Genomic DNA, 19,081 nt, shown 5'->3' on the forward strand with positions numbered 1-19,081 from the left:
GCAATTGCAATCATGGGCCGACAGGCGGGCTATCTTCCCACGGCGGGACGGGCAGGAAGGCATCCACCAGCGCGTCCACCGCCGCACGTACCTTCGGGGCAAGATCCCGGGTGGTGGGCCAGATCGCATGGATGGGGCCGCTCTGCAGGCTGTCCGCCGAAATCACGCCCACCAGCTCGCCACTGCGAAGTTCTTCTGCCACCAGCCAGGTGGTCGCCTCGCCGATACCGAGGCCCGCCAAAAGAGCAGATCGCAATGCCTCACCATCGCTGATGCGATGCCGGCCCTGGATGCGATGGCGGACGACCGTGCCGTCCGGGCCCGGCGTTGACCAGGGCAGCGCATGTCCCTGCCTGCCAAAGGTGACGCAGTCGTGTCCGGTCAGATCGGCGACGTCATGGGGTACGCCGCGCGCGGCCAGATAGGCTGGCGCCGCACATATCACCGACCGTTGATGTCCCAGTGCGCGGGCGGACAGCGAGCTGCTCTCGGCCAGCGTTCCCAGCCGCACCGCCAGGTCGATGTTTTCCTCCAGCAGATCCACGGCGCGGTCGGTGAAGCTGACGTCCAGCTGCAGGCCCGAATGACGTTGTGCCAGCGCGACCAGGATGGGCATTACCCAACGCTGGCCGAACGCAACGGGCAGGCTGACCCGCAACACGCCTGCGGGCTTCTGCCGGCGCGATGCGGCGTGGGATTCCGCCTCGTCCAGTTCCACCAGGATGCGGCGGCAGACCTGGTAGAACTCCGCGCCCTCTACGGTCAATGCCAGGCGCCGGGTGGTGCGATCGAGCAGGCGCGTACCCAACCGCCGCTCGAGGGTCGCCACACTCTTGCCCACGGCGGATTTGCTCAGGCCCATGCGGAGCCCCGCAGCGGTGAAGCTGCCGGCATCCACGGCCTGCACGAATACGCTGATGCCCTGCAGGCGCGCAGCACTGTAGGTGGTCATGGCTTCTTGATTGGAGAAAATTGGGCGCCAGTCTAGATCGAATAATCCACAACTGCCTACTCATGGGCGTCAATAGACTGGGTGGGCGCACTTCCGCGCGGTTACAGGAAGCACTGTGTCCACTTCAACGATGAATGCCTGGGAATTGACCGGTCCGGGCCTCGCCCGACTCCGTTGCGTGCAGCGCCCGTTGCCAACACCGGGGCCTGGGGAGGTGCTGGTCAGGGTAGGAGCGGTCTCCCTCAACTACCGCGACGCCCTGATGGTGGATGGCGCGCTGCTTCCGGGCCCCGTGCCTGCGCACTTCGTGCCGGCATCGGATATGGCCGGAGAAGTCGTTGACGTTGGCGAGGGCGTGCGTCGCTTTACTGCGGGGCAGCGGGTGATGGGCAATTTCTGGACGCAGTGGCTTGATGGGCCACCGCCCGATGCGATCCTGCAGCACGGTCTTTCTCTGGGTGGACCGCTGCCGGGGATGCTGGCCGAGTATGTGGTGCTGCCGGAGGACGTTGCCGTCGCAACGCCGCCGTCGCTGTCGGATGTGCAAGCGTCCACTTTGCCGGTGGCGGCGCTGACGGCGTGGTTCGCGCTGGTTGAAACCGGTCGCCTGATCGCCGGGCAGACCGTGCTGGTGCAAGGCACGGGAGGTGTTTCGCTGTTCGGCCTGCAGTTCGCGCAGGCATTGGGCGCGAAGGTGATCGTGACCTCGCGCAGCGAGGCCAAGCTGGACAGGGTGCGGCGCCTGGGGGCATGGGCCGGGATCAGTACCGGCAGCGATCCTCAGTGGGCTGCCCGGGCGATTGCGTTGACCGAGGGCAAGGGGGTGGACCATGTGCTGGAGGTGTTTGGCGGCGACAACCTCGCGCAGAGCGTGCAGGCGCTGGCCATTGGTGGCCAGATCCTGCAGATCGGTTTCCTGCAGGGACGGGATCTGCAGTTGCCCGCCCTCCCGCTGATGCTGCGATGTGGCGCGCTGAAAGGTGTTTCGGTCGGTCATCGCACGAGTTTCGAGGCGATGAACGCTGCCATCGAACGTGCGGGCATCCAGCCGGTGATTGATTCAGTCCATGAATTCCCGGATGTGCTGGCCGCCTTCGCACGGCTCCAGCAAGGGCCATTTGGCAAGGTGGTGATTCGGGTGGGCGAGCCCTGATCGAGCGGCAGAGCGCCTGTGCGGCGCGGGAGCCGCGCGCACAGGCAGACCGGATGTCAGCCCAGGTCGCAGCCGGCCGGTTGCGGCCATGTGGTGGTCGGCAGCATGTTCTTCAGCGAGGCCGGTGCGTTGATCGCCACGTAACTGGCACCGAGCAGTTCCTCCAGATCGGCGATGGTCACCAGGTAGCTGTCCAGGCTGCCCAGGTTCGCTTCGTTGGGGATGATCCAGCTGATCGCCTTGGCTGTGCCGGTGACCGGGTCACGGGTGATGATCGTTTTCCAGAAGAATTCCGGGGTCGGAATGCCGTGGCTGCTCAGGAAGTAGTCGTTGTCCGCATCGCCGTAGACCACGCCACCGTAGACATCCACCGGTGCGATGTCGCGATAGCACTCGGCCACGTTCTCGGCCTTCACCCAGATGCCCTGGTTGAAGCTGGAGACCTGCGGAACGATGTTGGTCATGTAGTTGGCGCGGCGGATGTAGGTTGCGTTGTAGTCCATGTGGTTCGATGTCACCAGATGGCCGCGGTCATAGCCGGACCTGACGCTGGCATAGGAGGTGGTGCTGGTCTGGCCGAGGCAGCCGGTCGGCAGGTCCGCATCCTTGTAGAAGCTGGAGGGGCGCGCGGCGGAGCCCGTGTCTGCGGTCAAGGTGTACTCGTAGCGGGTGGCACTATGGATGCTGCAGTCGTAGGTCAGCACGAAGCCGCCCTTGTTGAGTGTGACCACCTGGGCGTGGGCAGCACCGGCAAAGGCGCTGAGGACGAACGCGAAGAAGAGGCTTGCAAGGCGCATCGTGGTTCTCCAGCAGAAAGTTCAGGGCGCAGGCGTCCGCCACGACCTGGCGTGGCGAGGTCATGGGGCGACGGTGCGGAGACGGGGCTTCGAATTGCGGTGGGACTGACCGCGAGGGTGGCCGTGGAGGCCTGGCGGTGTCGTAAGCGTCACAAGCTGTCGTCTTTCGGTCAATGACGAAAAGACGAAGCTGTGACCGCCCGCAAGCACTGGAGATGTGTCAGATCACGCGGCGCGTGCGTGACATGCGCGCGTGCTAGGACGTCGTAGCGCAGGGGGTGACGACTCGATATCCTGCGCAGCAGGACCGGAAGCCATGGGATCAGGCAAGGCGAATGACCAACAGTGAACTGCTTGCAGGGGCCGCTGCAGCTGCCCTGATCGGGATTGCAATCGTGGCTGCGCTGCGTCGACAGCGACGCCCGCCACATCGCAGTTTCAAGTGTGGGCGCTGCGGCAGCGCCGTCCTCCATGACGAACGTACCAGTGGCGCCTGGCGCGCCGGGAAGCAGCGCTTCTACTGCAGGGCCTGTCATGCCGCCTGGCTGCGATCGCATCCGCAGGCTTCCGCGCCGCACCGTGGGGCGTCCGGGTGCTTGGGCGTCGTTGGCACACTTGCATTGATGCCACTTGCGGGTCTGGCGGCGTGGGTGATCCACCGCGCCTGAACGTGATCCCGCATCGATCCAGTCGGGCGCTGGGTTCGAAAGCGCCATGCTGCGTCGCAAGGTGCCAGCCACCATTCGCACTGGTACGGTCCGACCCGTTGCACCACCACCGACGGGGAGAGACGACCATGCGCAAGGTATTGCTGCTGTTGATCCTGTTGACCGGGCTGGCGCCCGCCGCTTGGGCGGCGACGGTCAAGACCACCCATCGCACCATTCCCAGCTGGGATGGAACGCCTCTTGGGGCCTTCGTCATCGAACCGCAGGACGCGGGCAGTGGCCGCCATCCACTGCTGGTGATGCCCAGCAGCTGGGCGGTACCGAGCGTGGAGTACGTGGGGGTGGCGCAGTCGCTGGCCCGCCGTGGCTACGTGGTGATCAGCTACAGCTCGCGTGGCTTCTGGGAATCGGGCGGCAGCATCGACATCGCCGGGCCGGCCACGGTCGAAGATGTCAGCGCCCTGATCGACTGGGCGCTGGACAACACGCGGGCCGATCCAACGCGCATCGGCGTCTCGGGCATCTCCTACGGGGCCGGTACCAGCCTGCTGGCCGCGGCGCGCGACCCGCGCATCAAGGCGGTGGCGGCACTGAGTGGCTGGGCCGATCTCCAGGCCTCGCTGTACAGCAACGACACCCCCAGCGCACAGGGCATTGCGCTGCTGGTGGCCGCTGGCCTGGCCACCGGCCGTCCGGGAACGGAACTGGCCACCATCAACCGTAATGTGCTGGTGGGCAACTACCAGGGGGCGGTTGAGTCACTGTTGCCTGTGGCGGCGCAGCGCAGCCCTGGGGCCAGCATTGATGAGATCAACGCCAACCAGCCGGCGGTGTTCCTGGCCAACGCCTTCAACGACAGCCTGTTCCCGCCGGGCCAGCTGGTGGAGTTCTTCAACCGCCTGAAGGGCCCCAAGCAGCTGCAGCTTCGCCACGGCGATCACGCGCTCAACGAAGCCTTTGGCGCACTGGGCATTCCCAACGAGGTCTACGACTCGGTTGGCGACTGGTTCGACCATTACCTCAAGGGTGAAGCCAATGGCATCGACCAGCAGCCTGCGGTGCAGCTGAAGTCGCAGAAGGGCAGCTGGAGCACCTATCCGAACTGGCAGGCGACCAATGCCGGTGCCATCAGCTATGCGTTGACCGCACCCAAAGGACTGCTTCTGCCCACCGGCGGCCTGGCCGAGAGCGGAGGCAGCACCGGCTGGAATTACCGTATCGGCAGTGGCCTGCTGACCGCTGCCAACTCCGGTGTGGCGATGGCCTCCGGCGCGCTGCAGATGATCAATCTGCCGCCAGGCGCCTATGTTCCGTTCGTGGGCCGCAATGCTGCCGGCGTCTGGCAGGGGCCGGTCCAGTGGAGTGCACGACGCATGGACGGCGCGCCGGAGGTGCGCCTGACCGTCACGCCCAGTCGCGCCAACACCACGCTCTATGCCTATCTGTATGCCGAGGATGTACTTGGCAATGGCCAGCTGATCAGCCACAAGCCATACACGCTGCGCGGTGCCACGCCGGGCCAGCCGAAGACGCTGGACCTGCGCCTGGAAGCGAGCAGCTGGAACATTCCAGCCGGCAGCCGCCTGACCCTCGTGGTCGACACGGTGGATCTGCGGTATGCGGGCATCAGCCAGTTGGGTGGCACGGTGACGTTCAGTTCGCCGGCCAATGCGCCTTCGGTGTTGAAGGTGCCGTTGCACTGATGAAAGGCCGCACCCGTTGTCGCGGGCGCGGCGCTACGGGCTGGAAAGCTGCGAGACTGGAGATCGATCCAGGGGAGGGATGTCGGCATGATCATCGCAGGGCTTCTGATGGGCGTGGTGCTGGCCACGCCCATCACGCAAGGCGTTCCAACCGACTGGTCGCACACGCTGCTGATGGATCTGGACGCAGCCGATGCAGCCATGCGCGGCAGCCATCCGGGCACGGTCGACGGGCGCAATCCCGGGTTCGTCCCGCAGCTCGAGGCTGCCTCGGCGCTTGCCCGCTCGCGCGCAGGGAAGGTCGACAGCTTCGCGGGCTACTGGTGGGCCATGAAGGGGTACGCGGCCTCCTTCAATGATGGCCACGTCAGCCTCAACGCGCTTGGCGACGCCCCCGGGCTGTACGCGCGGTGGCCCGGCTTCCTGACCGGCTTCGACGGTGACGCACAGGTGGTCATGACCGCGGATGGCCGACCGGGCCATCCGCCGCTGGGAGCACGCATGCTCTCCTGTGATGGCATCGACGCGCAGACGCTCGCCGCACGCCGGGTCGGTGACTTCAGCGGTCGCTGGAACCTGCAGGCCAGCCGCGTGCATGGCGGCGGTGAAGTGCTGCTGGAACAGGGCAATCCCTTCGTGCAGGCACTGCAGGACTGCGTGTTCGAAGTGGATGGAGTTGAGACCCCGTATGCGCTGCAGTGGGCGCCGCTCGACGCAGAACAGCTGAAGAAGCACCTGGCCGACACCCGGCGCAGTTTCCGGCCGGCCAATGGCTGGCACACGATGTCAGGGGGGGCTACTGGATCACCACCAGCAGCTTCAATGCCGATCCGACGGAGCCGAACTTCAATGAACTGACCCGGCTGCTGGAGCAGTTGGCTGCAGAGACTGAAGAGCTGCAGCGTTCGCCGTTGGTTGTGCTGGATGTACGCGGCAACAGTGGCGGTGCCTCGCAATGGAGCATTGCGTTGGCACGACTGATCTGGGGGGCCACCGCCGTGGATGCGCTGCCTGGCAGCAGCTGGGTGGAATGGCGGACCTCCGAGGCCAACATCGCCCAGCTTCGCGGCTTTCTGTTGAAGCTGGAGAAGGCGCCGGACGCGTCTCCCGAACTGCTGCGCATGCTGGAGACCGTGACCTCAGGAATGACGCGGGCGCGCGCAGATGGGGTGGCACTGTGGCGTGAACCCTCCGAGTCAATGGCGGATGCCGCGCCAACCGGCGGCCCGATTGCGCCAGGGCAGACGGGCAGGGTCGTGATCGTGGCAGATGCAGCCTGCGGCTCAGCCTGCCTGGATGCACTTGACCTGTGGAAGCGGCTCGGCGCGCTGCAGGTCGGTGTAGAAACCTCGGCAGATAGTCTCTACATGGATGTGCGGCCCGAGCGGCTCCCCAGCGGCATGAGCAGGATCTCGGTACCGATGAAGGTGTTCCGCGGGCGGGCGCGTGGTTCGAATGAACCGCACGCGCCGGATCATCGCTACGCAGGGGACATGCGTGACACCCATGCACTGGAAGTGTGGCTGAAGGCGCTGCAGGTGCGCGCTGGTCCGCCACGGGACGAATTCCAGAGAGGAACGCCATATGAGTACCGCATCCCATGATCCCGCTGCGCGGGCGGCACAGCGCGGAGCGCTTCGACGCTGGTGCCTGGCGCTCGGCGCGTTGATTGGCGTGGCAATGCTGACCTACCTGATCAGTGCAATCCTGCCACTGGCCAGGCCGCGAGGGCATTACGCCGGGATGGGCGTGATGATGATGCTTCCGATTCTGCTGCTGTGCGCGGCAATGGCAGCATTCGTCGGCGGCGCCGTGGTCGCGGTGATTGCCTGGTGGGCAGGCCTTCGGCGGTTTGGGCTCATCCTCGTGGTTCTGGCGGCGGCATTCATCAACGTTGCCAGTTTCCTGGCCGGTTTCGCTTCGCCGCTGTTCGACCCCTTGGCAATGTCGCGCCATGAGCTCACCGCGATGGAGGCGGAACGTGAGGCGATGAGTGCACATCGTGAGCGCCTGCAACCTGCCATCGAACAGGACGATCTACCCGCCATGCAGGCGGCGTTGAGCGCCAACGACCCGACGCTGACGCCGGCCCAGCTGTTCTGCCTGGTGCGGAGCGATGTCATCGAAGGCCGTGACGGCCAAGGCCTGCCCCCGGTAAGCGAGGAGCGCTACCGGTTCCTGCAGGCCGTAGCGCTCGCTGCCTGGAACAAGGCGGACACACCGCAAGGGCGTCGTGCGATCGGCCTGCTGGCAATCGATGCCTCACTGCGCCATGGCACAACCGAGGACGTGGAGCAGTGGCTTGAACGCGGCGTCGATCCCAGGAAACCCTACTGGGCCAGGGACGTATCCGCGCAGACCGAGCCCGCCGGAATCTGTGCAACCTTCGTACGCTGGCCACTGAGTACCTTGGAACACAATGAACATGATGCCGACGGCAAGCGTGACCTCCTGTTCAAGATCGGCGTCGAGGCGATTCCCGCGTGGTAGCGCGGAATGCGCGACGACCTATCAGCGCTTCCCACAGGCCATTCTGGTTCGGCAGCTTGTCCACGACCAGAATCCACAGCAGCATCAGCATAGGCTGACGCTCGCGGTCAAACGCGCGTAGTGGTCGGGCATTCCGGCCAGAATCTGCCCGTCCTTCCGTTCAGCGACGAACGTCGAACTGGTCACTGTCAAGCAGCGCCCAGACGTCGGCCTCGCGTGCAGGACTGAAGTCCCCGGGGATGGAATGCTTCAATGCCCCCGAGGCCAGGCCGAAGCGCACGCTGCTCTGTGCATCGAACCCGGACAGCAGCCCATGCAGCACGCCTGCCGCGAACGCGTCGCCACCACCGATCCGGTCAACGATGCCGATCAATGGCCGAGGGGGAGCCTGCGCACGGGTGCCGTCGCGTCCCAGCAGCAATGCGCCCAGCACATGATGGTCGGCACTCACCACTTCGCGTTGGGTGCAGGCCAGCCACTGCAGTTGCGGAAATGCGGCAAAGGCGGCTGAGGCAGCGGCTTCGGTCCGCGCGATGGCGCTGTCCTCGGTGAAGCGCAGCCCCAGCACCAGTTCGATATCGCGATGGTCGGCGAAGACGATGTCCGCCTCGGCGAACAGTTCACGCAGGATGGCCGAAGCGTTGCCGCCCCAGCGTTGCCAGAGCGACGGCCGGTAGTTGCCGTCGAACGATACGCGCACGCCTGCCTTGCGGGCTGCGCGCGAGGCGACCAGCACCGATGCGGCGACATTGGCACCCAATGCCGGGCTCACTCCCGAGACATGCAGCCACTGCGCCCCCTCCAGCAGGGCAGGCCAATCATGTTCGTCGGCGTTGCCGTTGGCGAAGGCCGAGCCGACCCTGTCGTAGACCACTTCGCTGGCCCTGTGCAGCGCACCGGTTGCCAGGAAGTACAGTCCCATCCGATCGCGGTCCACGTGCTGCACGCCCTGCGTGCCCACGCCGTTCCGACGCAGCTCGGCCACCGCATGCCGCCCCAGCACGTTGCCGGGCACGGTGCTGACCATCTGCACGTCATGGCCGAGACAGGCCAACGAGACGGCCACATTGGCCTCGGCACCGCCGACATGAACCTGCAGACGCGGCGTCTGCAGCAACAGCTCGTTGCCAGGGGCCCCCAGTCGCAGCAACAACTCACCGAAGCAGACAATACGACTCATGGCTCTCCCTTCATCGCGTGGCGGCACAGCCCAGCATATCCAGATCGATGGCATCGGCCATGCGCCGGTAGCCTTCGTCGTTGGGGTGCAGATGGTCGCGGGTGATGTCGGCTGGCAGTGCCTCGGGCAGTTTCGGATCACGCAGCGCGGCATCGAAATCAATGATCCCGTCGAAACCGGTCCTGCCGCCGCGGGCCCACTGGTTGATCGAAGCACGCGTGGCAGCCGAGACTGGCTCATAGCGCTCGGAACCGCCGAACGGGGTCAGCGTGCCCAGCCAGGCACGGATGCCGTGCGCGTGCAGGCGCGTGGCCACCTGTTGATAGCCCAGCAGCATGTCAGGTGCATTGCGGCCGGAAACCGGCTGCGTGCCGCCGCCGTTGCGGATGTCATTGATGCCTTCGAACAGGATCACCTGATCCGCACCGGCCACTGCAATCACATCGCGATCCAGGCGCGACAGGGCGCTGTGACTGCGCCCATGGTCGAGCAGCTTGTTGCCGCTGATGCCCTGGTTGAGTACCACGAAGCGGTCCGGACAGGCCTGCTGCAGCCGCTGCGCCAGGCGCTCGGGCCACTGGTTGAAGGTGCCGCGACGGGCCGTGGCGCCTTCCGTGATGGAATCGCCCAGCGCCACGATCACCTGCGGGCGCTCGCCACGTTGCACCTGCACCGCCGAGAACACGTTCTGCTGGTAGCTCAGCCGGACACTGCCTGCCACGTCGTCCTGCCTGCCATCCACCACGCGCAGTTCAGTCCGGCGGACTGCCGGCCGGGTCGGCTGGGGGAAGTAGGCACTGACACTGATTTCCTGCAGCGCCGACACTGGCAGGCGCACCGGATCGCTCAGCAGCGCAGCGCCGACCGGCACATCGATGGCGCCCCGGCCGTCTACGGTCACCGGCAATGCGGCGGCCTTGCCATCCTTCAGCCGCACGCGGACGTCCTCCACGTGCAGTGGCGCAGTGCCGAGCTCGTTGCTGATGCGCAGGCGCAGCGCATCGCCGCGGCTGCCGATACGGATATCCTGCCGCACGGTCTGCGCGGCGAACTGCACCGGGGTATCGGGCGTGCCGTCCTTGCGGTCGGGCGCAGGCGACGCAGTCCAGGCTGTGACCCAGACCGGTGCGGCCTGGGCGGCAGGGGCGGTCACGGCAGCGCCGAGAGCCAGCGAAAGCAGGGTGATCCAGCGCTGCATGGGAAATGTCCGCTCAGGTCAGGAGAAGTAGGTGCCGCCGTTGACATCCAGGTTCGCACCGGTGATGAAGGCCGCTGCGTCCGAGGCCAGGAACACCGCCGCATCTGCCGCCTCTTCCGGCACGCCCTGGCGGCGGAGCGGGGTCGCACCGGCTACCGCCGTGCGCACTTCCGGCTTGGTGAATTCATCGTGGAAGCGGGTGGCGATCATGCCGCAGCACAGTGCATTCACGCGGATGCCCTTCGGCCCCAGTTCCTTGGCCATGGCGCGGGTGAAGGTCATCACCGCCGCCTTGGCAGTGGCATAGATCGAAGCGCCCGGGCCGCCGCCATCGCGCCCTGCCTGCGAAGCAAAGTTCACGATGGCCGCGCCTTCGCCCATGTGCGGCACCACTGCGTGGGTGGTCAGGTAGGTGGAGGTGAGGTTCAGGTCCATCACGGTGTGGAAGAACGCCGGATCGATGTCGGCCAGCGGGCGGCGCTGCACCATGCCGCCGGCCACGTTCACCAGCAGGTCGATGCGCTCACCGAAGGCGGCCTGGGTGGCGGCCACCAGGCGGGCCACGGCAGCGGCGTCGGTCACGTCGGCGCGGTGCACGATGGCCTGGCCACCGGCGGCCAGGACGGCGGCCAGCGTGTCCTGCGCGCTGGCTTCGTCGTTGGCGTAGTTGATGCACACGCGTGCACCGGCGGCGGCCAGCTTGATCGAGACGGCGCGACCGATATCACGGCCACCACCGGTGACGATGGCCACCTTGTCCTTGAACGACATGCGGGGAACTCCTTGGTTTGCGGGGGAATGAAAAACGTGGGATCAACGGCCGGGGCGGTCGAGCTTGTGGATCGGGCCGGTCCACCACCACAGCGCGGCCAGCGACAGCGGCACCAGGGCAGCGACAAGAATGAAAATGGGCGCGTAGGAATGGCGGGTCAGCACCGGCACCAGCCAGGTGGTGATCAGGGTGCCGGCCACGGCGGCCAGCCCACCCAGACCGGCAAGGGTGCCCACCGAACGACCGTCGAACAGATCGCCCGGCAGGGTCTGGATGTTGCCGATCGCCACCTGGAAGCCGAACAGCACGGCAGCGATCGCCAGCACCGCCAGCAGCGGCTGGTTGGCCAGCACCGCGCCCAGCAGGGCCGGGGCCATGATCACGCAGCCCAGCGAGATGGACAGCTTGCGCGCGCGGTCCACGCTGCGCCCGGCGCGGATCAGCCGGCCCGATAGCCAGCCGCCGCTGAGGCTGCCCAGCATGGCGCCGACGAAGGGCACCCAGGCGAACAGGCCGATCTGCTTGATGTCAAAGCCGAACGTTTCGGCCAGGTAGATCGGCAGCCACGAAACGAACAGCCACCAGATCGGGTCCAGCAGGAAGCGGCAGGCCAGCATGCCCCAGCTCTGCCGATGGGCCAGCAGCGCACGCACGCTCGCCTTCGGCGCGGCCACCGCCTGCTGTCCGGCCTGGTCTTCCTGGATCAATCGGCGCTCGGCGTCGCTCACCCACGGGTGCTTGTCCGGCCCGGCGCGGTAGACGAACAGCCAGGGCAGCAGCCACAGGAAGCCGATGGCACCGACCAGCACGAAGGTGCCGCGCCAGCCCAGCCACAGGTACAGGCCGGCGATGGCCGGTGCCGAGACAATCGCGCCTACCGACGCACCGGCATTGAACACGCCCTGCGCCAGCGCCCGTTCGCGCGCCGGGAACCATTCCGCATTGGCCTTCACCGCGCCCGGCCATGCACCGGCCTCGCTGATGCCCAGCATCGCGCGCACCAGGCTGAAGGACAGGATCGAATGGGTGACCGCATGCAGGGCGATGGAGATCGACCACACGCTGATCGACAGGGCAAAGCCCAGCCGCGTGCCGATCATGTCGAACAGGCGGCCGAACAGGAACTGGCCGGCCGCGTAGAACAGCATGAACACCGTTACCAGCAGCGCGTAGTCATCCTTGGTTGCGCCCACTTCCTTGGCGATCTCCGGCCACATCACCGCCAGTGCGTTGCGGTCGATGTAGTTGATCACCGTGGCCACCGCAATCAGGCCGACGATCAGCCAGCGCACCGCCGACCGCACCGGCACCTTGCGCAGGCTGGATACTACCGCCGGGCCGTTCATCGCGCGTCACCCTTGCTGCGGTCCATGCGCGCGTGGCTGCCGCTCCAGCGGTAGGCGTGGCCATCGACGGTCACGCTGTGCTCGCCCTTGGCGGTGCTGTCGTCGGCCACGCCCAGGGCGATGCGGGCGCCGCTGGCCAGGCGCAGTTCAATTACCTCGGCATCGCTGCCACGGCTGCGCACGATCTCCTTGATGCGGCTGTCGGCGCCGTGCACGTATTCGGCGGTGCCGTTGTACTCGCCATGCGGCTCCAGCACGCTGTAGAAGGTCACGTCCTTCTGGCCCTCCACGCGTTGCAGCAGGGCCGGCTCGCGGCGCAGGTTGAACTCCGGATCGTTGGCGCCGCTTTCCACCAGCAGCGCCTGCGCTGGCGCACTGCTGCCGAAGCGGTAGGTGTAAAAGCGCCCATCCAGCAGCCAGGCCAGCGTGCGCGGTTCGCTGCCGGGCTTGCTGCGCGCATCCAGCCACAGGTGCTGGTAGCCGTTATCGCTGCCCAGCACCGGACGCTGCGCTGGGAAATGTTCGGCCTCGAAGCCGGTGGTGACGATGTGGCCGTTGAAGTGCAGGGGCAGGTCGTAGCGCGCGGCCTTGTCGCCGTGCACCTGCAGCAGGTCCAGCACCACAGGCAGGCCCAGTTCGGGGTGGCGCAGCAGCGCCTGGGTGCGGGTGAACACCACGCCGGGGTAGGCATCGCGCATGCTGGCCGAGGCCACCTGGGTATCGGCGTCGGCCTGGAAGAAGCGCACCTGCGGTGCGTGTTCTTCGCCGCGCTTCCAGTCGCCCCTGAAGTGGCTGGTCTCGTTCACCACCAGGGTGTTGTGCGCCACGGTCTGCTTGGCCCAGCTGCGGTTCTCGGCCAGGTAGATGCCGCCCCGCTTGGCTTCCACGTTCAGGAAGCGGGCCGCGCCGTAGTCGGTCACCACCGGGTTGCCATTGTCATAGAACAGCCAGTTGAGCTTGTCGAAATGCCCATGGCCCATACCCTGCATGGTGTCCTTCTGCACCAGCGCCTGGCCGCGTTCACCGTTCATGCGCAGGATCGCCAGGCCACCGCGGTCGCCGGCCGGGCCATCGCGCAGCAGCATGGGCTGGAAGTCGAACGGTTTGGCCTTGTTGGCCGCCAATGCCTGCGCCACCTGCAGGCCCTCAGGCGACAGCAGCAGCCGTTTCTGTTTCTGTGCCACCGACAACAGACGATCATCACCGCTGCGCGCGTAGGCAATGCCGATGCCGGCCACCAGTTCCTCGGTGTCAATGCCCTTGTCCAGGATCGCATCGTTGATCGGGAAGAACAGGTCGTCATAGCTGGTCTGCACCAGCACATCCACCGCCTTCAGCAGCACGCCATCGCGGCGCTGGAAGATCTTCCGCTGCGGCTCGTTGCGCTCGATGGCATTGGCGAACAGCAGGAACGGCGCCAGCGCATAGCGCTGGTAGTACGGGCCCTCCTCGTAATAGCCGTCGGGCGAGAACAACAGGTCGATCTGCCGCAGGAAACCGAACTGGTCATTCTTCTGGCTGCCGCGCAGCGATTTCTCCACCAGTTCCTGGTCACGCAGCACATAGCCGGTCATGCCGGTGGCCGCGACTGCCCAGGTCGCATGGTTGTGGATCTGGTCGTAGTTCTTCGGCTCGCTCACCAGGAATTCGGCCATCGGCCGGAACACCTGTGATTCGATGGTCTGCCGGTCGGCGGCGGGCAACGCATCGCGGATCGCGTCATAGCCCTGGATGGCGTTCACCAGCCATACCGAATCGTTCAGCACCTGCCAGAACACGCGGCCGGGAATCTGTCCGCGGCCTTCGGGGTGCGGGCCCAGGGTAGGGTAGAGTTTGGCGTACTGCATCAGTATGTCGCGCGCGTAGTCGACATAGGCCTTGTCACCGGTCAGCCGGTACAGCGTGCCGGCCGCCAGCAGCGCCTGGTAATTGCGTTTGTGCTGTTCGTGGGTGAGGCCGCCGCCCTTGTCCTTGGGCACCGGCACATCGATGCCGGCCTGCATCATCTTCTTCAGCGATTTTTCCGCGCGTGACTGTTCCTTGGCGAACCACGGGTAGCGGCTGCCTTCGCTGGCCATCTGCTGCCACTGTGCGGCAGTGACCAGCACCGGCGCGGCTTCGGCCTGTCGCGCGGCAGCATTGGGGGCTGCGAACAGCGATGCGCTCGGCAGCAGGGCGAAGGGGGCGGCCAAAGCCAGGGAAACGAACAGCGGCTGCAACCTCATCGATCAACTCCATTGCGGGTGCGTGACAGGGCAACTTCGCCCACCTTGGGATACCAGGCGACGCCGGTCGCCTCGCGCGCGGTCATCGCCAGGGCAGGATCGGCGCCCACGACGGGCAGGGCAGGTGTGGGCACCCATAGTCCGCTGTCAGCCTGCTGCAGGCTGACGCTACGGCTCTCTACGCCTCCCGGGAACACGGTGCTGGCTGCCGGCGACTGCACGTTGCCGCTGAAGTCGATACCGGCCAGCGAACTGGCGGCATTGGGCGGGTTCCTGCTGCTGCGGTTGACGATCAGGTTGCCGGTGAAGCGACTGTTGCTGGCGGCCACGACGATGCCTTTCGCCTCATCGTGGCCGACGCCGAAACTGATCTTCGCCACGTCCACGAAGGTGTTGCGGCTGATGGTGGCATTGACCACCGGTGCATAGCCGGACAGCGGCGGATTGACTTGCGCATCCATCACCGCCAGCGCCGAACGGTTGCTGGAGCCGGCCAGGCGCTCGAAGTAGTTGTTGCTGACGGTCTGGTTGGCATTGATGATGCGTACGCCGCCGGTGCCTGCCTTGCCATCGCCGAGGAAGACGTTGTCGATCACCCGGTTGCCGTTGCCATGGCGTAGCGTGAGCGCTCCTGCCGAGCGGTAGAACACGTTGCCGCGGTAGGTATTGCCGCCAGATTTGTTGGAGACGATTTCGGTCTCGCCGTCGCAGCCTTCGAACCAGTTGTTCTCCACCGTGCTGTTCGAATTGCTCAGCGAGGTGTCACTGGTGCCGACTCGAATCGTTTCACCGCCGTTGACACCCAGTGCTGGGCGTGGCCCGAACCAGTTGTGGTCGATGCGGTGCTGGTTGTCCAGGCCCTGGGTGGCATCTCGCACCACCACTACCGTGGGTCCGGCGTTGGTCTTGCCGCGCAGCTGGCTGTGATCGAGGCGGTTGTGACTGCCATAGAAGGAAACCCAGTAGTCCTGGTCGCTGGCATCGGGGTTGGTGTAGTCGTCGATCACCAGGCCGGTGACGCGACTGTTGCTGGCGACGGCCTTGCTTGATTCGCGGAACGCCACCACCGCATCACCCGGTGCATAGCCGTTGCGGAACACCAGGTTGGACACCTGCAGGTAGCTCCCCACCAGGCGCAGGTCCGAGCGTCCGCTGAGGACGACCTTGCCGGCGGTCTGCGCGCGCAGCACGATCGGTGCGGCTGCCGTGCCCTGGCCCTTCAGCAGCAACCGGGCATCGTTCCAGATGCCGTCAGCCAGCACGATCTCATCGCCGGGCTGCAGCGCTGCTGCGGCGGTAGCGAACTCAGCGACATCGTGGACGAGCCAGCTGGCTGCACTTGCTGCTGAAGTGGTCAGGCACATGGCCAGACCAGTAGCCAGGCAGAATAGTGATGGAATGTTGGACGGGTGACGCGCCAGCGAGTGAATGCGCATGAAATCCTTCCAGGGGCGGCCGGGCCGTCGTTTCAGGGTGGGTATGCATACCACTTCCGGGTCTGTTGTAAGCCAGCTCTCGCGCAAAGTCATGCTGCAGCAGCACATTAAACTGCGATCAATTGGTATGGATAAAAGGCATTTCAACAATCGCATACCAATTGGTTGACATTTTCATGTCGCCGTGTCGAAGCTGCGTCCCACGCCTGGCGTGCAGGCGATCCTTTGGGAGGAGGAAACCATGCGGCGACCCGCCGGAGCAGTGCACAGCATCTCGTTGTCCCCCACACCCCTGATCGCGGCGCTGCTGGCCGTGCTGGCGGGCCTGCCCACGGCCCAGGCGCAATCCAGCAAGGACGCGGCAGGGCAGGATCCCACCACGCTGGACCAGGTGCAGGTCACCGGCATCCGCGAATCGATGCAGAGTTCGATCAACAAGAAGCGCGACGACACCGTCATCGCCGACGTGCTCTCGGCCGATGACATCGGCGACCTGCCAGCGCCCTCGCTGGCCGACGCGATCGAGACCTTGACCGGCGCCGCTTCGACCCGCGACAAGACCGGGGCCTCGGAAATCTCCATCCGTGGCCTGGGCGCCTTCCTCAGCAGCACCAACTTCAATGGCCGCGAGATCACCAACGGCAGCGGCGACCGCTCGGTGAACTTCAACATGTTCCCGGCCGAGCTGATCAATACCGTGGCCATCTACAAGACCCAGCGCGCCGACATCATTGAGGGGGGCGTGGCTGGCACCATCGGCCTGGAAACGGTGCGCCCACTGGAGTACGGCAAGCGGGCGGCGCAGATCGATCTGCGTGGCAGCTGGGCCGAGTATGACAAGAAGTATCGCGACGACGACGGCATCGGTTATCGCGGCACCGCCAGCTACATCGACCAGTTCGAGTTTGGCAACGGACAGAAGCTGGGCATTTCGCTGGGTTTCCAGCGTCTGGACGGCACCGACCCGGAAGAGAGCATTACCAGCGGCTCCACCTGGTATGCCTGCGATGGCACGCAGAACGTGGGCAATGCCAACTGCAATGAAGTGTCCGCGCAGGCCATCGCCAACGGCGCACCTTACTACCTGGTGCCAAGCAGCCGCATCTACCGGCTCAAGCAGGAGCGCAACGACCGGCAGAGTGAGTTCGCCGCACTGCAATGGCGGCCCAATGAAGTGGTTGAAGTGAACCTCGACTTCGAACACACGCAGCGCAACTGGCATGAGAACCGCAGCGATCTGAGCCTGTCCAACGCACGGCGCGGCATCACCCGGCGCGACGTGGACGCAGAGGGCATCGTGCGCCATCTGCATGGCAGCACCTCGATCGACTCCACCTCCAACCGCTACTGGCGCGGCGAGGAATACACCGGGGGGGGCCTGAACCTGATCCTGCGACCGACCCCGGCCTGGGAACTGTCCACCGATCTTTCGTATTCGCACACCAATCGCCTCGACAGCGAGCGGATGACCCGACTGCGCGCCAACCAGCGCGACGTCAACAATGCGGTCGTGCCAGGCATCAGCAGCGGTGCCACCGGCTACGTGGACTATGACTGGGACTGGCACGGCGAAGTGCCCAGTGTTGCTCTGGCCCCGAGCTTCGATCCCAACAACTGGGACGCCTACACCGGTGCCGCGCGCGTCACCTCCAGCGCAACGGAGAACGACCACAAGATCAAGGCCGGCCGCTTCGATGCCAGCTTCATGCCCGAGTCCGGCTTCTTCACCCGCATCAAGGGTGGCGTGCGTGCCAGCCAGGCCGGCTACCGCCTGCGCGACAACACCCTGGTAACCGACTACGACCAGCGCGTGGCGGCCGACAAGGCGAAGATCATCGCCGCCAACCAGGCCTGCCGTGCCCCGTTCCCGCAGGATGACTTCATGGATGCCGCCAGCGGCAACACGATCTCCTCGTGGGCGTACTTCGATCCGGACTGCCTGTACCAGTCGTTCCGCGGCAGCCTCGACAGCGGGCTGGATCCGGCTTTCCAGGACCCGAACAATGTCGATGTCACCGAGAAGACACGCGCGCTCTATCTGATGGGCGAGTTCAGCAGCACGTTGTTCGGGCTGCCGGTGACGGGCAACCTGGGCCTGCGCTGGGTGAAGACCGATGTTCGTTCCGAAGGCGTGCGTACCGGGCTGCGTATCGAGGACAACGGTGACGGGACAATCCGCCTGCAACCCACCGGCGAGTACAGCACGCAGGTGTTCAAGGCGGGCAACGACAAGCTGCTGCCCAGCCTCAATGCGGCCTTCGAACTGCGCCCGGACGTACTGCTGCGAGTCGGTGCCTACCGCGCGATGTCACGGCCGGACATCGCCGCGCTGGGTGCCGGGCGCACCATCAACGTGAGCAGTGATGCCACCTACGGCAATCTGGCCGACGCGCTGGATGACATCAGCGCCAGCGGCAACCCCGCCGCGCAACCGCTGATGTCCTGGAACGGCGACCTGTCACTGGAGTGGTACCCGAACCCGGACACGATGCTGGCCGGCGCGGTGTACTGGAAGCAGTTCAACGGTGGCACCGCCACCGCGCTGGTGCCTGAGACCTACACCATCGACGGCCAGAGCGTGACCGTGCCGGTGCGCCAGCAGGTAACCACCGACGAGGACAGCACGCTGACCGGCTTCGAGCTGACCGCCACCCATCGACTGTCCTACCTGCCCAAGCCGTTCGATGGACTGGGCTTCAAGGTCAGTTACAACTACGCCGATGCCGACTACCGGACCCAGGACTCACGACTGGGCGAGCAGCTGGCCAGTGATGGCACGATCATTCCGGCGATCGTGCCGCCGGCGGGCCTCAGCGGCTTCTCGCGGCACGTGCTGTCCGGCTCGATCTACTGGGACGTCGGGCGCTTCAACATCCAGGCCATCGGCAAGTTCCGCTCGCACTACTACCAGGACTTCACCGGCAACACCGCGCAGCAGAACCGCTACTACGATGACAACACCAGCGTGGACCTGCGCCTGCGCTACCGGGTGAACAAGCAGTTGTCGCTGTCGCTGGAGCTGATGAACCTGACCAACGAGCCACGCGTGGCCTACCAGCCGCTTTATGGGAACTTCCGCGAAGTGGTGACCTACGGGCGGCGTGCGTATTTCGGTGTACGATACAAGTTCTGAACAGGGCGGCGCGGCCAGTGGTCGCGCC

The 19,081-nt window shown here is 65.8% G+C and carries 12 protein-coding genes and 1 pseudogene; 5 read left to right on the forward strand and 8 right to left on the reverse strand.

The window, feature by feature from the left end; genetic code table 11:
* Positions 1–10 precede the first annotated feature (10 nt).
* Positions 11–952, reverse strand: a complete 942-nt coding sequence (locus tag D7Y61_RS03880; RefSeq protein ID WP_180865179.1) for a LysR family transcriptional regulator — start codon at positions 950–952, stop codon at positions 11–13.
* Between the two features lie 130 nt (positions 953–1,082).
* Here D7Y61_RS03880 and D7Y61_RS03885 point away from each other — a divergent pair, with 130 nt between their 5' ends.
* Positions 1,083–2,105, forward strand: a complete 1,023-nt coding sequence (locus D7Y61_RS03885; RefSeq protein WP_180865180.1) for a zinc-dependent alcohol dehydrogenase family protein — start codon at positions 1,083–1,085, stop codon at positions 2,103–2,105.
* A 56-nt stretch (positions 2,106–2,161) separates the two neighbouring features.
* On the opposite strand, the gene D7Y61_RS03890 is transcribed toward D7Y61_RS03885, so the two are convergent.
* Positions 2,162–2,902 (reverse strand): DNA/RNA non-specific endonuclease, encoded by a 741-nt coding sequence (locus tag D7Y61_RS03890; protein WP_180865181.1) that lies wholly within the window; start codon positions 2,900–2,902, stop codon positions 2,162–2,164.
* Between the two features lie 796 nt (positions 2,903–3,698).
* On the opposite strand from D7Y61_RS03890, the gene D7Y61_RS03895 reads away from it, so the two are divergent.
* The 3 genes and pseudogenes from D7Y61_RS03895 (at position 3,699) to D7Y61_RS03905 (ending at position 7,763) form a co-directional block, all read left to right on the forward strand.
* A complete protein-coding gene (locus tag D7Y61_RS03895) occupies positions 3,699–5,273 on the forward strand; it encodes a S15 peptidase family protein (RefSeq protein ID WP_180865182.1) in 1,575 nt (524 codons plus the stop codon).
* 87 nt (positions 5,274–5,360) lie between these two features.
* A pseudogene (locus D7Y61_RS22710) lies at positions 5,361–6,877 on the forward strand (hypothetical protein).
* Between the two features lie 76 nt (positions 6,878–6,953).
* A complete protein-coding gene (locus D7Y61_RS03905; protein ID WP_180865183.1) occupies positions 6,954–7,763 on the forward strand; it encodes a hypothetical protein in 810 nt (269 codons plus the stop codon).
* Between the two features lie 160 nt (positions 7,764–7,923).
* Here the strand turns inward: D7Y61_RS03905 and D7Y61_RS03910 are convergent, their stop codons facing one another.
* The 6 genes from D7Y61_RS03910 to D7Y61_RS03935 are packed head-to-tail and all read right to left on the reverse strand — an operon-like array spanning position 7,924 to position 15,920.
* Complete coding sequence (locus D7Y61_RS03910) at positions 7,924–8,943, reverse strand: sugar kinase (RefSeq protein WP_180865184.1); 1,020 nt, start codon at positions 8,941–8,943, stop codon at positions 7,924–7,926.
* 10 nt (positions 8,944–8,953) lie between these two features.
* A complete protein-coding gene (locus tag D7Y61_RS03915) occupies positions 8,954–10,141 on the reverse strand; it encodes a GDSL-type esterase/lipase family protein (protein WP_180865185.1) in 1,188 nt (395 codons plus the stop codon).
* A gap of 18 nt (positions 10,142–10,159) precedes the next feature.
* Positions 10,160–10,912 (reverse strand): SDR family NAD(P)-dependent oxidoreductase, encoded by a 753-nt coding sequence (locus tag D7Y61_RS03920; protein ID WP_180865186.1) that lies wholly within the window; start codon positions 10,910–10,912, stop codon positions 10,160–10,162.
* A 42-nt stretch (positions 10,913–10,954) separates the two neighbouring features.
* Positions 10,955–12,259: an MFS transporter gene (locus tag D7Y61_RS03925; RefSeq protein ID WP_180865187.1), complete on the reverse strand. Its 1,305-nt coding sequence runs from the start codon at positions 12,257–12,259 to the stop codon at positions 10,955–10,957.
* Entirely contained in the window at positions 12,256–14,484 is a 2,229-nt protein-coding gene (locus D7Y61_RS03930) for an oligoalginate lyase (RefSeq protein WP_180865188.1), read from the reverse strand. Before D7Y61_RS03930 ends, D7Y61_RS03925 begins: the two co-directional genes overlap by 4 nt.
* Positions 14,481–15,920, reverse strand: a complete 1,440-nt coding sequence (locus tag D7Y61_RS03935) for a polysaccharide lyase 6 family protein (protein ID WP_180865189.1) — start codon at positions 15,918–15,920, stop codon at positions 14,481–14,483. The genes D7Y61_RS03930 and D7Y61_RS03935 overlap by 4 nt, the downstream gene beginning before the upstream one ends.
* Before the next feature lie 241 nt (positions 15,921–16,161).
* Between D7Y61_RS03935 and D7Y61_RS03940 the strand changes: the two genes are divergently transcribed.
* Positions 16,162–19,053 carry a TonB-dependent receptor gene (locus D7Y61_RS03940; RefSeq protein ID WP_180865190.1) on the forward strand — a complete coding sequence of 964 codons (2,892 nt, stop codon included), beginning with the start codon at positions 16,162–16,164 and terminating at the stop codon, positions 19,051–19,053.
* Positions 19,054–19,081: the final 28 nt, after the last annotated feature.

The sequence above is a fragment of the Stenotrophomonas maltophilia genome (assembly GCF_013464485.1).
In the GTDB taxonomy this organism is placed as follows: domain Bacteria; phylum Pseudomonadota; class Gammaproteobacteria; order Xanthomonadales; family Xanthomonadaceae; genus Stenotrophomonas; species Stenotrophomonas maltophilia_AW.